The sequence below is a fragment of the Bacillus sp. FJAT-44742 genome (assembly GCF_002797315.1).
GTDB lineage: Bacteria > Bacillota > Bacilli > Bacillales > Marinococcaceae > Thalassorhabdus > Thalassorhabdus alkalitolerans.
Map to the genome: position 1 here is coordinate 154,118 of NZ_KZ454937.1, position 15,229 is coordinate 169,346.

The following is a 15,229-nucleotide window of genomic DNA, read 5'->3' on the forward strand; positions in this document are numbered from 1 at the left end:
TCCCATTTATTTTATTAAAGTATGCACGAGCTGACTAATTCGTGTGGAAGGGGAAGGGTATGAAGAAGAAGATATGGTATTTTCTAAAAATGCTTGCCCTTGCATATAAAGGTCTTTGCTCCTTCTCTTGTTATTGAGTAGCTCTCGAATTTCTTGAATAAGCTGCTGCTCGTTATAAATGGGAGCTCCCGCAGATGCTTTTACTAGGTGGGAATTGAAATCATTATTATGATACTCGTAATGGTACGGAATGGTAGGCTGTAAGATCAGTATGCCTTTCTGCATGATTGCTGCTTCAATAGCAGTATTAGAAGATACTGTCGTAACAATATCTGTATTGGCTAAGATATTATAAAGATCACAAGAAGCAGGAAGAATAATCTTTTTGGGTATTTGAATATAAGCACTGTAGTCAACTTTATCCGAGGGATGCGGTTTTATGAGAAAGGTGACAGGTAAATTCTTTGCGGCAGCGTGAATCCATTTTAGTATGGTATGGTTTACTTCCTCTGGTAATGGCTGAGAGGTAAACGTAATTATTAAATTTGAACGTGGGATGTTTAGTCGAGATCTAAATTCAGCTTTAGTCATACTTGGCGATGTTTGGTATTGTTCAAATCTTAGATTTCCCACGATTTTAATTTTCGAGGATTCTACTCCTCTTTTTTGAAGCCATTCCTTATAATTAACTCCCCACACAAAATGGTAAGCAGCTCTAGTGGGTAATATGGATCTGTCACTAAGAAGTAATTGAGGAAGAATGATAAATGGGGCATCGTATTTTAGAGAAAGCAAGGAAGTAATATTTGCGGGAACGGTAATTTCTAAATGATCAAGTACTACGCCCACCTCGTACTCTTGAAACAAGACATCAAAGGCTTCCAGCATTTTGGCCATTCGAAATGTATATCCACGAAGCCATTTTCCGAAATCATCTTTTCCGAAAACGGGGTGATACCTGTGTTTATTGAGAGCACGATCTAATTTATCGGTTAAAAGTTTTCTGCATGGTCCAGATAGTTGCACTTTGGCTAAAGCTTTACTTACGTAAAAGGTATCAAAATGGTTTGGGAGCTTCTTTTCTTTAATGGTCGCTCCTTCTTGTGCGGTAGTGATAATCAATAAAACGTTATCCTTATAAAAACGTTGAAGGGCTAAATCAACAAAGCGAGCCGGCATCACAATGACTTTTTTTGATCCCTTTTTTTTCTTTTGTTGGCTGGTTGGTTTCTTGCCTTGAAGGCGATGTTGAATATCTTCAGCAGAGTAGAGATGATGTTTTCTCTGTAGTGTTTGGACATAGGCCTTGTTTGATAAATTTAAATCAACAAAAGGCTGGATCCATATATGAAAATGGCGAATTAAGCATAAAGGTATTTCAATATCTAAATGTTTTAGCCCGGCAAATCCCTCAAAAAACTCTTTGGTTAATCCATATCGTATTATATAGTGATTATTTAATTTCTCTTCGCCATACATTATATAGTCCCCTTTGTGTATTTAATTTGCTCATACCAAGAAAGGGTTTTTCTATATTGGTCTTCGATTGAAACTAACGCTTTATTTTTAGGAGAAGAAAGATACGCCTCCACTAACGAAAATAAACCAGGTTTATAATCTTGATCCCACTGATCTTGGAGGGGTATTTTTTTCAAAGAGAACGTTTCAGGTTTTAATTCATGCAACTGTTCTAAAGGACGAAAAACGAGATGTCTTTTCTTTGTCATTACCTCGATTCCCCATCTCCCCGCAGTATTCCAATTTGCGTGATAGGAAAATAGGGCATTTTTCTCTGACAGGCCTGCCCCAGTGAACACGGAAGCCACCGGGTGCCATGTCGTTCCTCCGTGTGAAAAACTTATCATCTTCTTGGGTTCTCCCCCTAGATGGAAGGCCAGATCAATTACATGAGTAGAATTGGCTAATAACCAATTCTCTTTCACTTTAGGTGAAAGCGGTGACGTGGAAATACGCGATGATAACTCTGTAAATTCGAAATGAAAGGACTCGACACCGCCATCTTCTTCAATGAGCGATTTAGCTTTTTTAGTTGACGCATAAAATCGCCGATTATAGGCTACGTAAACATTTGCTTTTTTCAATTGTGCCTCACAAGCAACCTTCTCAATCTCTTCTAGGTGTAACCCGCCGGGCTTTTCGACAAGTATGTTTGTGCACCCGTAATTCAAAAGGGCAAGCGTAGATGTACAGAGTTCCTCAACGTTTACACATACAATCGCACGGGAGGGAGGCCAATTTTTCTCATTTAAAAAACGAGTAAGGCCCCCGGTTTTCGGGGAAACGCCCGTTTGCTTTTCAAACGTATCAGCGGTAGAGGCTCTACGTCCGACACAAATAAAGGGAACCTTTTGTTTCTGGAGTACTTTCGCATACTCTATTGCCATTCTCCCTGCGCCAACCAATAGGATCGGGTTTAAGTTATGGGACATCTTTTCTCACTCCAATTTCCGGTTGAATGGAGATGACGTGTGAGAGAATGCAGTAGGGGGAGATGTAATTGCCAGGATGTTGAATAAGTAGGAAGTTTGCAGTAATCCTCATCTAATATTTGCTGTGCAACCAGATGGGTTAAATTACTTTGATAAGGGACGTGAAAGTCCACCTCTTTCCAAGACCACGTAGGTGAGTAGGATACCCACGCTTTATTTTCATTAAACTTTGCGATACACCGAACATGATTGTTATTAACATGTAGTAACAAGGGCGAGGCTCCTGAGGGGTATGATGTAAGTGTGATACGGTCTCCCGCATTGGTTGATCCTTGTAACGTTCCAGTAAACTCCATGAACCCTTTGCGTTTGTTGGGAAGAACCTGTTTGGAAAGTAACGATTCATCCAACGTGACCTGCGTTGTCTCCGTCAAATAAGAAAAAAGATCTAAATGGTGAATGGTGTTGGAGGCCAAATTAAATTGGCATCCACTTAAAAAATAATTAATAGGAGCTGGTTCCTTTGTTTGGCATTTTATATTTTTTTTTAGTTCCTGAAAAAAGGGGTAGATTCTCAGCGGACAGTTCACCCATGTTTTCACGTTTTTTTCTTGAAGAACCTTGTTTATATTTACAAAATCATCTGGGTATTGGAAAACCACCTTTTCAAGGATAAGACGGTGAACATTTTTTAGGCGGAGTAACTGCTCCACAGTCGCTTTTCTCACTTCTGCGGTAGTAGCAATGATGGCCAAATGTAAGTGTGGTGAAAGGGAATCTAACCTTGAAAAATACTCGACATGCTGTGGATACCGAGGGGGTTTCATGTCATGATAAGCCTTTCTGGCTTGTTGTAATGCAGAAGGACTTGGATCCACCACTTGAATATGGATTGGCCGGTCAATCCGAGTGAGAGCTTGGAGGTGTCGTCTACCAATCTGGCCCATCCCTATCACGGCAATTCTTGTGTTGGTCATCCGGCCTCAAACCCTTTCTCAAAAAATCACACCACGGTTACCAAGTAGTTAAACCACCATCCACAATAATATTTTGTCCAGTAACATAACTAGAGGCAGAAGAGGAGAGGTAAATAACCGCTCCCACCACTTCTTCAGGAACTCCCATTCTGGCTAAAGGTGTTCGGTGAGCATATTTTTGTTTAAATGTTTCGTTTTGCCCACTTTCAATTCCACCCGGGGTGAGCATATTGACTCTTATTCCCTTCTCCGCCCAATAAGTTGCTAAGTACTTGGTTAGTCCCCATACCGCAGCCTTTGAGGCAGAGTATACAGCTGGAGTATTGATAGAAGTTCCTAAATAATATGAACCTTCATAAATACGCCCGTCTGGGGCTACAATTCCATAAATCGAGGAGGTTTGAATGATGGACCCCCCTTGATTTTGTTTCACCATTTCGATTCCAACCTGTTGAGCAACCAGAAACATTCCATCGATGTTCACAGACATCACCTTACGCCAATCCGCTAAGGAATATTCTTCAAAGGGGGCAAAGTAATGAGTAACATCTTTTGTTTTACTTGCTGCGTTATTGAGCAAAATATCAATGGTTTTAAATGTACGTTTCGTTTGTTTCACCATATCTTTTACTTGTTCTGGAGAGGATACATCACAGCCAATCCCGATACAATGAACATGGTAATCCTTCGCTAATGCGTTGGCGAAGCTTTTTGCTTGTGGTTCATCAAGATCCACCACTACGACGTTTGCACCGCATTCAGCCAACCCTGCACAAAAATGTCTTCCTAAAATACCTAGCCCACCCGTAACGATCGCCGTCTTGTTGTGTAAGGAAAAAAGATTCTTATATGTTAATTTCATGAATATAAACCTTTCTGTTTTGTAGCTTCGAAATGCGGCCGGCAATTAACATTTTCAGGATGTGTAAGGTTTCCTTGGAATTGATTGCTGGTTTCCCTGTTGAAATGGAGTGAAAGAAATGCCAAATCATTCTTCGAAACATCGAAAAATTGTCTTTAATATTTACAGAGGTATGCATTTTCGTACCCCAAAAGTCAACTTGGAAAGGAAGGGAATACCCTTTTGCTCCTTTGACGCTTTCCACCGTGTCGATGTGTACCACCCCTTCTGTTTCTGTTTGAATCACTATGGAAGAATGGGCAGCATTAAGGGATAGGACAGATGTTGCTTCTATATCAGTGGTCGACACAATAGCTTCTAGTAAATGAATACCGTACGTTTCCCACAAATTAGGACCAATCCCTCGAATGACAGGAAGTTCCCCGTACGCATGGATATTGTTTCGCACCTCATCAAGTTCTTTCGCATAACGCATAGCTGAACAGGACATTAATTGACCTGTGAGAAGATATGGTTTAAGCAGTTGGAGCTCGGTAGGGATTAACGAAAGAGGTTTATCTACAAATACGGGAAGGCCTTTTTTCAAAAAAGGCATAGCTAACTCCATATGATGTTTATAATCATCCCTGGCAATAATGACTGCATCCACTGCCTTGCTCATTTCATTTAAATGTTGAACGGGGTGCGGAATCTTACAAGCCTGGCATAATAGCTTGGTAAATCTAAAATCCTGTGACCAAGCATGAGTTACCTTTATGTTTTCAAAACCAAACTCCGATGGGTCTCTAATTCTTAAATAATCTTCTATGAGGTCCCATCCGGCTTGTAAAAGATATCTGCTTTCGTAGCCATTTATGATGGAACTAAAAGAAAAAGGATGACCGTTTCCCTCATTCACTCCCACGACCCCGATTTTCATTACCATATGGCCCACCCACCATCGACACAAATATTTTGCCCGGTCATATAACTTGACGCATTGGAGCAAAGTAAGGCGACTGCACCTTTAATTTCGTGGGCTTCTCCTATTCTGTTCATTGGGTTTTTGGAAGATAGCTCTTTTACAAAGGCGGTGTCTTGCGTAGTATTTCCATGAGGAAAGGCACCCGGGCTTAGAGAATTAACTCGTATCTTATATGGCGAAAGAAAACTTGCTAAGTATTTAGTAAATTGGATAACCCCGGCTTTGGCTGCTCCGTAACTAGGAGGGTTGGTATGTTTTAAACCATCGTATATACGGTAATCAGGCGCTACATGCCCATACATAGAGGCCACATTCAATATCACACCTTGGTTTTTCTTTAATCCAGGTAAACTTTCTTTCACACAGTAAAAAACAGAGTTGAGACTCATGTTGATATCATATTCCCAGTCATCATAGGAAATGGATTCTAAGGAATTTTTGTTTCCGGACCAAGCATTATTCACTAGAATATCGAGGCCGCCGAACGTTTGATTGATATCCTTAAAACATTGAGCAATAGACGCTTTATCCATCACGTCTAATTGCATCGGTGTCACCTTTACCTGATTGTTAAAAAAATTGGAGAGCTCCACGCTTTTTTCTTTGCATTGTTTTACATTTCGACTAGCAATAATAATGTCAGCCCCAAGCTCTCCCAGCGCGTAACATATTTCACTTCCCAAATATCCTGCTCCACCCGTCACAAGAGCTGTTTTACCTTTTAGTGAAAACAGTTCATTCAGAGTTTTCATGCTCCATTCTCCTCTTCATAAGTAATTCAGCCAGTAAAAAGTCCACTTCGTCATCAATATCTACAGATCGTTCTTTTGGCATCAAAACGGCGGCCGTAGGAAGAGGAAGCAGGGTGGAAGAGTTTTTCAACAAGTGATCCATATGAAAACTATAGATGGCCCCGTTCAGTTGGTATGCTTTCGGTTGTTTTTGACGTGGAAGCCAAGGATTGGCTTCTGGAAGAAAGACCGTTGGAGTAGTATTTTTTATTTTCCAAGCGCGGTGAGGGTTAAGCTCGGCTTCTGTAAAGGTACTTACTGAATGAAAAGGCGCGCCTTCGTCTAATAAGAGATTTAGGCACCGCTTGATGTCTACGGGGTTTCTTAGTGGGCTCGTTGGCTCTAGGTAGACCATAAACCTGGCATGTTCCCCCTGCGTTCTTAAGGTGGTGATGACATTTTTCACTACATCAAGGGGTAAAGAATCATCTTCAGCCAAATGGTTTGGTCTTTCCAGGACTTCAGCCCCGTAATGTCTCGCGACTTCAGCAATTTTCCTGTCGTCAGTGGAAACCATCACTCGCTGAATTTCTTTCACTTGTTTCGCTGCTATAATTGCCCAAGCTAAAAGAGGTTTTCCATAAAAAAGTTTAATGTTTTTATAAGGGATCCCTTTACTTCCACCCCGTGCAGGAATCAGGGCAATGACTCGTTTATTTGTTTTCATAAAAAATCCCCTTTTATATAAATAAAGTTAGTTTTATAAATAGTTTTCTATGGCTAGAGGAGCATAAGAATGATTTTTTATATCGTCTTTCAATGAGAGTTGATTGATGAGGGTGGATAAAAATGTAGGATGTTTTATGAGTTGTAAGAATAACTTTTTTATATCTTCTTCGGTTTTTACAAAGGTAGCGCAACCTTTTAAATAATAAAAAGGTTGTGGTCGTCCATAAAACACTACAGCTTTTTTACATAAAAGGCCTTCATAGGCCACGGTGGAATAAGGAGTAATGATTATGTCGCACCATTTCATGAGATTATGAAGGGAATTGCCGGAATGCGACAAAAGTTTAGAAGAAGATGAACGGATTTGTTTTTGATAAAGTTTTCTACTTTGGTCAGGATGTAGTTTATAAGACACTAGGACTTTACCTGGGTATCGTTTTGCTGCATTTTCAATCCTACGAATCATTGTATGGTTATGTTGGGCCCCCAACGGTTGAAGCGCAACTAAGACTTTCAAAGGAGGAGCAGGTGGAACAGACCTTTTGTCAGTGAAATCGGAAAGACCCAAGCTGTTGTTTCTGATAAACACGGGAGGCACCATTTTGATTTTTTGTTTAGGCGCGCCAAAAGCCAATAAATAATCTTGGTGGGATTTCCCCCATACGAAATTTAAGTGTGCGTTTACAGGTAAATGCCCAATTTCACCAAATAAGCCGTGTTGAAGATTCACGGTCTTTATTTTTCGGGTTTGGGCAAATGTCGTGACCAAGGCTCCGTGCCGGTTAATCGTTGAACCATATAACACCCCTGAAAAGGAATATTTCTTAAACAATGTATGAACTTTTCTGATTTTTATTAGCAGATTCCTGGTATTTTTCCACATCCATGTGGTAAAAGCCTTGGTGCGAAAAAAACGGGGCGTGTTTCTTGAACGAAATATCTTCTTTAGTTGGTTCTGAATCTTTTTTTCCGCAGTCCCCGCTATTTTTGTTTCTGGAATGCGAGGTAAATACAATAAAGGCCTACATTCTTTATGGGTTCGAGCTTCTTGGTATTCTTTTTTATGATGTGCTATATATATACACTGAGAATTTTTAAAATGTTTTGTTAAGGGGAACAATTGAGCGCGCACAAGTAATTTTCTTTCTTTTTTCACCACTGGCTGTTCATTTATTAAATAAGGTTCGCAGGCCGTATGCACAGCTTTCTTCAAAGGAGAATTTTTTTTCCAGTGATAAGCCTTCTTGTAATGTCTTTTAATATATTTTTGAAAGTCTCTTAATAGAGGCAGGACTAAAGGAACTTGATCATACTTGATAGGATGAAACCGAGAAAGAAACTCAAGTGTGCAGAGCCAAATAATTTTATTTTTCTTATTCACAACAATCACCTAGTTGTTTTCAATTTCTTCTAACAATTTAATAATCTCCTTTTCATTTATACTTTCTATTTGATCAGATCTAAGAACAGGGTTTGTTGTCTTAGTAAAGTGATGAAAGGAAGAAGTAGGGTCTGGAAGAACAACATATAACTCTTCGTCTTCTACAACCTGGTCCTTCTCATGATAAGATATTAACTCTTCAAATAGCTTCTCACCACTTCGTTTCCCTATCGACTTAATAGGAGGGGAGGCCATTCCCTGTGTATGATAGTATTTTCTAATTGTTTCAGCCAGCTTTACTATCTCTAGTGATTTCATCTTGAAAATAAAAATTTCTCCCCCTTTTGAAAAAAAGGCAGATTTTAAAGTTAATTGTGCTGCATCAGAAATACTCATGATAAATCTAGTCATGTTAGGATCTGTAACCGTAATAGGGCTGCCAGACTTCGCTTGATCAATAAAAAGAGGGAAGACAGAGCCTCTAGAATTAATGACGTTCCCAAACCGCACTGAACAAAAAATGGTTTGATGATTGTGTATTAAAAAGTTTGCGTTAGAGAAGAGCTTTTCTGAGATTAGTTTGGTTGCTCCCATCGTGTTGGTAGGATTAACTGCTTTGTCCGTGCTAACATTTATCACCTTTTGGACTTTATTTAATATACTTGCCCTGATGACATTTTCGCTTCCTATAATATTGGTTTTGACAGCTTCAAATGGGTGGTCCTCACATATAGGTACCTGTTTTAAAGCGGCTACATGAAAGACAATATCTGCACCTCTCGTAGCGTATTCCACTGATTCAAACTCTCGAATATCTCCTAATAGAAAGTCGATATTGGAATAATTGGAGTACTGCTGTTTCATTAAATATTGTTTACTATCATCTTTATTGAAGATAATGATTTTTTTAGGGTGACATTTTACTAAGGAAGAAACAATACACTGTCCAATGGAGCCGGTGCCTCCAGTAACCAATATCACCTTCTCTCTAAAAAACTTTTTGAGCGGTGTTTGTTTGTCCATAAGAATTCCACCTTTATTTATTTAAGTTACTAATAGTTAAGGTATGAACAAGAAGGTGGTCATGCTCTAGATAAAAAAACTATTTTTAGAGAACGACATCAAATCGGGCACCCTCAGAGTGGGAAAGGTTTTTTGTCAGATGAGTCTATGTGTATCTAGCTCCTACTACAAAAAGAAGCCAATGCCAACGAAGAAGGAGTGGGTAGAGAATGATTATTCCGCTTTCCAAGCCCGACATATCCTCTTTAGAAAAAAAATATGTAGAAGAAGTGTTAGATTCTGGCCAATTAAGTATGGGAGAGAAAACTAAAGCATTTGAAAAAACCTTTCAACAACGCTTTCATGCCGGGTACGCTGTAGCCATGAATAGTGGAACGAGCGCCTTACATGTGGCGGTAAAATCCCTTGGGTTAAAAGCAGGCGACGAAGTCATTACGACTCCGTACAGTTTCATCGCTTCTGGTAACTGTTTAGTGTATGAAGGAGTCACCCCAATCTTTGTAGATATAGATCCAAACACGCTAAACATGGATGTGTCAAAGATAGAGCAAGCGATCACTTCAAAAACCAAAGCTATTTTAGCTGTTCATATATTTGGGCAGGCCTGCAAAATGGATGAGATCTTAAGAATTGCTACTAAACATAATTTATTCGTCATCGAAGATGCTTGTGAAGCCATTGGTGCAACGTGGGATGGCAAGCCGGTGGGGCTTTTAGGAGATGCCGGGGTATTTGCGTTTTATCCAAATAAGCAAATAACTACGGGGGAAGGAGGCGTATTGGTAACTAACAAGGAAGAAGTATACAAAACAGCTTCCATCCTAAGAAATCAAGGAAGGAGTCTAACCAGCAAATGGTTAGACCATGATTACATTGGCTATAATTACCGAATGTCTGAATTACAGGCTGCTGTAGGATTAGCCCAAATGGAACGGTTAACCGAAATTTTAAAAAAGCGCGAACTCGTGGCCTTACGTTATATAGATCTCCTTACTCATTGGAATCTACCGGTCACGCTGCCTGCGATATTAAAAGAATGTAGGGTAAGCTGGTTTGTCTTTATTATTATTCTTCCTAAAAAAATAAACAGAGATCAGGTGATCTCTTCACTTGAAAAAAGAGGAGTTTTTACAAAACCTTATTTTCCTTCTATTCATTTACAAAACAGTTTTAAAAAACGATTTGGGCACCAGCCGGGAAGCTTTCCTATTAGTGAAGACATGTCGAGTCGTACGTTAGCCATTCCCTTTCACTCAAATCTTACTCTTACTGAGCAGAAATACGTGGTTCTCCAGTTACAACGCCTTTTATAAAACGGGTCTCTTAGCAAAATAATATTTGTCTTGGAAAGGATGGGAAAATGCCTTTCACAATTGGAAACACACGAGTTACTGATGAAGGAAAAGTATTTATCATAGCTGAAGTTGGTGTCAACCATAACGGATCTTTACGATTGGCAAAGAAGCTCATCAATGCAGCAAAAGAGGCAGGAGCTGATGCGGTAAAGTTTCAGACGTATCAAACCGAACAATTGGTCACACCTCAAAGCAAATTGGCTACCTACCAAAAGAAGACAAATCATCATTCGCAATTTGACATGTTGAAAAAATACCAATTAAATAAACAAGAGTTTAAAGAACTTAAGAAATATAGTGAGGAAAGCCATATTAGCTTTATATCCACACCATTTGATAGGAAAAGCGCGGAACTATTAGAAGAGATGGGTGTGGACGCATTCAAGGTAGGGAGCGGGGACTTAACCCATTATCCACTACTTGAGCAGCTAGCAACATATAAAAAACCACTCATCCTCTCCACGGGTATGGCAACTTTAGAAGAAATAAAAGATACTGTACACTTTCTCCCCAATAATCTCCCACTAGCCTTGCTCCACTGCACTTCTGCTTATCCCGCTCCTTATAAAGAGGTCCATCTAAAAGCAATAAAAACGTTCAAGGAACATTTTAGCTGTGTGATAGGGTACTCCGACCATACCTTGGGAGTAGAAGTACCTTATGCAGCCACGGCTCTTGGTTATAAAATTATTGAAAAACACTTAACCTTAGACACTAGCATGGATGGACCTGATCATAAAGCTTCCTTAAATCCAATAGACTTCCACCAAATGGTGAAAGGGATAAGACAGATTGAGTCAGCATTAGGAAGTGCCACCAAGCAAGTCACACCCTCTGAAGTAGAAACAAAAGAAACCGTACGAAGAGGGATTTATCTGAATCGAGAAGTGAAAATTGGCCATAGGTTATCCAGCGAGGATTTAACTTACTTACGTCCAGCGACGTCTATGGAATCAAAGCATTTCAAAGAGGTCATAGGAAAAAAAATGAAAATCGATAAGAATGCTGGAGACCCTCTATGGTGGAAGGACTTAGATCAAGAAAAGTAAAGGAAGGTGTAGTTTGAGTAAAACAAAAAAAAAGATTTTATGTTTTAGTGGTACGCGAGCAGATTATGGTATTTACCGGCCCTTATTATTTGAAATAGAGAAATCTTCTTGTTTTGAGTTGCAGCTTGTAGTGACTGGTATGCATGTATTAGAAGAATACGGGGTTACCATACATGAGGTAAGAAAAGATCCCTTTTATATCCTTTCCACGCCCTCGATTTTAGTTAAAGGAGATACAAAGGGGGCCATGGCTAAGGCTACTGGATTGGCTTCTTTATATTTTGCAGATATTATTGAACAAGCGGCACCAGATGCCATTCTTATTTTAGGAGATAGAGGAGAAATGATAGCGGCTGCTATGACGGCTCACTATCAAAATGTGGTGATCTTACACTTGCATGGGGGAGAGAAGTCGGGATCGGCAGATGATGCGGTGCGCCATGCTATATCTAAATTATCCACCTACCATTTTGTATCTTCTGTGCAGTCCAAACAACGACTACTTTCTATGGGGGAACAAGAAACCAACATTTTTGTCATTGGGTCTTTGCGAAAACATGACATTCAAGAAATAAGAAGGATGAGTAAGGAAGAAAAACTAGGGCTCACTAAAAAATTAAATTTAGCTCAAAGACAAAAAAAGATTTTGTTCGTGTTGCATCCTGATTCTAAAGATAACCTTCCTTTCTTTGTGCAGATAAATGAATCCTTAGAAGCTATGAAGGACTTTCCAGAGGCTCAGCTTTTTCTTCTAGGAACAAATAGTGATGCCGGGGGAGAGGTGTTTCGCAAATCCATTAATACTTTTGTCAACCAACACAAGAATGTTGCATATTTTGATTCACTCCCTCCAAGTGAGTATTTATTTTTATTGTCACAAGTCGACGTATTAGTAGGAAACAGCAGTAGCGGTATTATTGAAGCCCCTTTTGTTAATGTACCTTTTGTTAACATCGGAAATAGGCAACGAAACCGAGAACACGGAGAGAACCTCATACATGTAAAACAAAATGCAGCTGATATTAAAAGAGGTATACAAGAAGCATTAGTAAGTGAATGGAAGTATAAAAAAAATCCATATGATGTTGTGGAGTCACCCGCTGGAGAAATGGTGAAAGTGATGAGAAAACTTTTACTTAGATAGTGGAAAAGGATAGAAATACCTTCTTTTGGCTTGCTAAAAAGCTACTGCCATCCTGAGAAAGAGAGGCATATAAATTGAGGCAAAATGAATAGAACAACCTTTATACGCCCGGACATCACAAAAGCTTTCCCGTATATTATTGTAAGCCCCCGTGACTTTTATTCTAACACCCATGAAAGTCTTAACTACCTCCTTTAGCGGGGGCTTTTTCTATCAATAAATTCCCCAAAGGCTATTCACTTTCTGTTTATAACCACAGAAAACTCAAATTACACAAAATAACCATTCTCCTTGCAGTTTTGGTTGTGTGGCTGGATCCTCAGGTGTTTTCAACATGGATCTAAGGTCAGACTTAGAATGAGGGAAGAAGGTTTAAAGTCCATATTACTGAATACTCGAACAGGACAAACGTAGATTGTTGGCAAAGTCCAAAAAAATATGTTTCAAAACCCTAAAGTATGGTTTTATCTCCAGGGTATGTTGTCCACTCTTATTTCTCTTCCTGTTCATATGATTACAAAGGAAAGGAGAATGGTTATGAAACTTTATTTAGATCCTGGTCATGGTGGAAGTGACACTGGAGCCACAGGAAATGGCCTATTGGAAAAAGACGTGGCATTGGATATTGCCCTTAGGATTAGAAATATTTTACTCAATGAATACCAAAACGTAGAAGTGAGAATGAGCCGGACTACTGATACGACCGTTAGTTTAAGGCAGAGAACAAATGAAGCAAATCAATGGAATGCCGATTACTTTTTGTCTATCCATTGCAATGCTTTTAATGGAGAAGCAAGAGGGTATGAAGACTACATTCACAATAGTTTATCGGATTCTTCACAAACAGCCCAATACCGGGATATTATGCATCAACACATTACCGCTTTAAATCGTTTGTCAAACCGAGGGAAAAAGAAAGCTAATTTTCATGTTTTACGAGAAACAAAAATGTCAGCTTTATTAACAGAAAATGGTTTTATTGATCATAGTCAAGACGCTGCCTTAATGAGAGATTCTTCTTGGCGACAAGACGTGGCTCGTGGACATGTAAATGGGTTAGAAGAAGTGTTTAATCTACAAACGAAACAGAGTTCTGGTTCTATGTATAAGGTGATCGCAGGCTCTTTTAAAAACAAAGAGAATGCGGAGAAGAAGCTAGCGCATCTGGAATCGAATGGTATTGACGCTTTTATCGTAAGAACTATGATCAATGGTGAAGAATGGTACCGGGTACAAGCCGGTTCATTTAAATACAGGGAAAACGCGGAGAGGCGAAAAAATCAGTTAGAACAGATCGGTATAGCGGATGCCTTTATCATTATTGACAACATGGGGACAGAGGAGACCACGCCGAATGGATATTCAATTATGGGGGAGACCTTTCTATCGTCAGCCCTTTTAAACCGATATGTTAAAACCGTCAATTCTAATGCCCTTGAGTTAGGCTCCTACTATTTGAAATTTGGGGAGTTTTACGGGATAAGAGGGGATATTGCTTTTGCTCAAGCTCTACATGAAACCGATTATTTTCGTTTTACTGGAATAGTGCAACCAGAGCAAAATAACTTTTGCGGGCTAGGGGCTACAGATCCAGACAATCGCGGAGCCAGTTTTGATACACCAGAAGAGGGAGTACTCGCTCATATCCAACACTTATTTGCTTACAGTTCGACTTCCAAGTTACCCGATAAATATCCCTTAGTGGATCCACGATTTGACTTGGTTGAAAGAGGCTCAGCTGTAACTTGGACGGGGTTAAACGGAAAGTGGGCTGTTCCAGGAAATGAATACGGAGAGATGATATTAAACATTTACGAAAGAATCCTTCAATTTAGTCAAAAAGCATTAGAAGATTTAGTGGAACAAATTAGAGCTTAAGCATCCTAATAAAAGCCAATGAATTCCGTATGGGGTAATCAACTCTGTTCGTTACGAGCCCCTTCTTGCTTTAACGTAGAGATGATAGAGGTCTTCACTTTATCCTCTTTCTTCTTGAGGGGGTGTTATACAAATAATTTGCAAAATTGAGAAGTAAAACCCTTTATAAAGCCCAAACACCACAAAAGTTATAACATATATTATTGTATGCCCCCATAAGTAATGTTCTCCCCCCCATGAGAATGTTACCTCCTTAACCTAGGGGGCTTCTTTATCTTTGGGTTGCTAAATTCCTCAGTGATCATTTTATTAGCTAGACATAATTTATGACAGCTGTCTTTTTAAGACGTTCGTTAATTTGGAACGCAGGCATGTTTCACTACTTCTGTATTTGAATTCTTTTGATTACTTTCTACCTGATTGTATAATGAAACAACAAGACCTAAAATTAACAGGCCCGTGGTTGTTAACTCAAACATTTTTTTCAAATTAACTCCCTCCTTCTATGTTTTCTTTTCTATTATTTTAACCAAGCAATTTAAAAGTTATTCTCAAGGAAGTAGAGTTGTTCTTACTTGTTTTAGAAATCTCCTTCATCTCAGAAATTTAAGAATTAGAGTTTTATAGATATTTGAAAAGAAAATGAAGACTAGTAATTTATAACGACTCTGCTAAAACAAAAGAGC

14 protein-coding genes are annotated in these 15,229 nt (G+C 39.2%); 4 read left to right on the plus strand and 10 right to left on the minus strand.

Going from position 1 to position 15,229, the window contains the following annotated elements; translation table 11 throughout:
* Positions 1 to 6: 6 nt before the first annotated feature.
* The 9 genes from CEF17_RS18955 to CEF17_RS18995 are packed head-to-tail and all read right to left on the minus strand — an operon-like array spanning position 7 to position 9,117.
* The gene (locus CEF17_RS18955) at positions 7 to 1,479 is read right to left on the minus strand and encodes a UDP-N-acetylglucosamine 2-epimerase (protein WP_100401081.1); all 1,473 of its coding nucleotides are present in this window, start codon (positions 1,477 to 1,479) and stop codon (positions 7 to 9) included.
* A complete protein-coding gene (locus tag CEF17_RS18960) occupies positions 1,479 to 2,450 on the minus strand; it encodes a Gfo/Idh/MocA family oxidoreductase (protein ID WP_100401082.1) in 972 nt (323 codons plus the stop codon). Before CEF17_RS18960 ends, CEF17_RS18955 begins: the two co-directional genes overlap by 1 nt.
* A complete protein-coding gene (locus tag CEF17_RS18965; protein WP_100401083.1) occupies positions 2,435 to 3,427 on the minus strand; it encodes a Gfo/Idh/MocA family oxidoreductase in 993 nt (330 codons plus the stop codon). The genes CEF17_RS18960 and CEF17_RS18965 overlap by 16 nt, the downstream gene beginning before the upstream one ends.
* Positions 3,428 to 3,464: 37 nt before the next feature.
* Positions 3,465 to 4,289 (minus strand): SDR family oxidoreductase, encoded by an 825-nt coding sequence (locus tag CEF17_RS18970; RefSeq protein WP_054637518.1) that lies wholly within the window; start codon positions 4,287 to 4,289, stop codon positions 3,465 to 3,467.
* Positions 4,273 to 5,214 carry a Gfo/Idh/MocA family oxidoreductase gene (locus CEF17_RS18975; RefSeq protein WP_100401084.1) on the minus strand — a complete coding sequence of 314 codons (942 nt, stop codon included), beginning with the start codon at positions 5,212 to 5,214 and terminating at the stop codon, positions 4,273 to 4,275. Before CEF17_RS18975 ends, CEF17_RS18970 begins: the two co-directional genes overlap by 17 nt.
* Positions 5,208 to 6,005 carry an SDR family oxidoreductase gene (locus CEF17_RS18980; RefSeq protein WP_100401085.1) on the minus strand — a complete coding sequence of 266 codons (798 nt, stop codon included), beginning with the start codon at positions 6,003 to 6,005 and terminating at the stop codon, positions 5,208 to 5,210. Before CEF17_RS18980 ends, CEF17_RS18975 begins: the two co-directional genes overlap by 7 nt.
* Entirely contained in the window at positions 5,989 to 6,711 is a 723-nt protein-coding gene (locus tag CEF17_RS18985) for an acylneuraminate cytidylyltransferase family protein (RefSeq protein ID WP_100401086.1), read from the minus strand. The genes CEF17_RS18980 and CEF17_RS18985 overlap by 17 nt, the downstream gene beginning before the upstream one ends.
* 33 nt (positions 6,712 to 6,744) lie before the next feature.
* The gene (locus CEF17_RS18990; RefSeq protein WP_100401087.1) at positions 6,745 to 8,094 is read right to left on the minus strand and encodes a CDP-glycerol glycerophosphotransferase family protein; all 1,350 of its coding nucleotides are present in this window, start codon (positions 8,092 to 8,094) and stop codon (positions 6,745 to 6,747) included.
* A 9-nt stretch (positions 8,095 to 8,103) separates the two neighbouring features.
* On the minus strand, positions 8,104 to 9,117 hold the full coding sequence (locus CEF17_RS18995; protein ID WP_100401088.1) for a polysaccharide biosynthesis protein: 1,014 nt from the start codon (positions 9,115 to 9,117) through the stop codon (positions 8,104 to 8,106).
* A 209-nt stretch (positions 9,118 to 9,326) separates the two neighbouring features.
* Between CEF17_RS18995 and CEF17_RS19000 the strand changes: the two genes are divergently transcribed.
* The 4 genes from CEF17_RS19000 (at position 9,327) to CEF17_RS19015 (ending at position 14,543) form a co-directional block, all read left to right on the plus strand.
* Positions 9,327 to 10,430 carry a DegT/DnrJ/EryC1/StrS family aminotransferase gene (locus CEF17_RS19000; RefSeq protein ID WP_100401089.1) on the plus strand — a complete coding sequence of 368 codons (1,104 nt, stop codon included), beginning with the start codon at positions 9,327 to 9,329 and terminating at the stop codon, positions 10,428 to 10,430.
* Positions 10,431 to 10,477: 47 nt separating this feature from the next.
* The gene (neuB, locus tag CEF17_RS19005; protein ID WP_100401090.1) at positions 10,478 to 11,521 is read left to right on the plus strand and encodes an N-acetylneuraminate synthase; all 1,044 of its coding nucleotides are present in this window, start codon (positions 10,478 to 10,480) and stop codon (positions 11,519 to 11,521) included.
* A gap of 13 nt (positions 11,522 to 11,534) precedes the next feature.
* Positions 11,535 to 12,665 (plus strand): UDP-N-acetylglucosamine 2-epimerase, encoded by a 1,131-nt coding sequence (neuC, locus tag CEF17_RS19010; protein WP_100401091.1) that lies wholly within the window; start codon positions 11,535 to 11,537, stop codon positions 12,663 to 12,665.
* A 537-nt stretch (positions 12,666 to 13,202) separates the two neighbouring features.
* The gene (locus CEF17_RS19015; RefSeq protein ID WP_100401092.1) at positions 13,203 to 14,543 is read left to right on the plus strand and encodes an N-acetylmuramoyl-L-alanine amidase; all 1,341 of its coding nucleotides are present in this window, start codon (positions 13,203 to 13,205) and stop codon (positions 14,541 to 14,543) included.
* A gap of 353 nt (positions 14,544 to 14,896) precedes the next feature.
* Here the strand turns inward: CEF17_RS19015 and CEF17_RS20920 are convergent, their stop codons facing one another.
* Entirely contained in the window at positions 14,897 to 15,031 is a 135-nt protein-coding gene (locus CEF17_RS20920; RefSeq protein ID WP_269799485.1) for a hypothetical protein, read from the minus strand.
* Positions 15,032 to 15,229: the final 198 nt, after the last annotated feature.

Coding starts and splice junctions, on each gene's coding strand:
- CEF17_RS18955 (WP_100401081.1), bottom strand. CDS start 1,479: ATGTATGGCGAAGAGAAATTAAATAATCACTATATAATACGATATGGA.
- CEF17_RS18960 (WP_100401082.1), bottom strand. CDS start 2,450: ATGTCCCATAACTTAAACCCGATCCTATTGGTTGGCGCAGGGAGAATG.
- CEF17_RS18985 (WP_100401086.1), bottom strand. CDS start 6,711: ATGAAAACAAATAAACGAGTCATTGCCCTGATTCCTGCACGGGGTGGA.
- CEF17_RS19000 (WP_100401089.1), top strand. CDS start 9,327: ATGATTATTCCGCTTTCCAAGCCCGACATATCCTCTTTAGAAAAAAAA.
- CEF17_RS18980 (WP_100401085.1), bottom strand. CDS start 6,005: ATGAAAACTCTGAATGAACTGTTTTCACTAAAAGGTAAAACAGCTCTT.
- CEF17_RS18995 (WP_100401088.1), bottom strand. CDS start 9,117: ATGGACAAACAAACACCGCTCAAAAAGTTTTTTAGAGAGAAGGTGATA.
- CEF17_RS18970 (WP_054637518.1), bottom strand. CDS start 4,289: ATGAAATTAACATATAAGAATCTTTTTTCCTTACACAACAAGACGGCG.
- CEF17_RS18965 (WP_100401083.1), bottom strand. CDS start 3,427: ATGACCAACACAAGAATTGCCGTGATAGGGATGGGCCAGATTGGTAGA.
- neuB (WP_100401090.1), top strand. CDS start 10,478: ATGCCTTTCACAATTGGAAACACACGAGTTACTGATGAAGGAAAAGTA.
- CEF17_RS19015 (WP_100401092.1), top strand. CDS start 13,203: ATGAAACTTTATTTAGATCCTGGTCATGGTGGAAGTGACACTGGAGCC.
- CEF17_RS18975 (WP_100401084.1), bottom strand. CDS start 5,214: ATGGTAATGAAAATCGGGGTCGTGGGAGTGAATGAGGGAAACGGTCAT.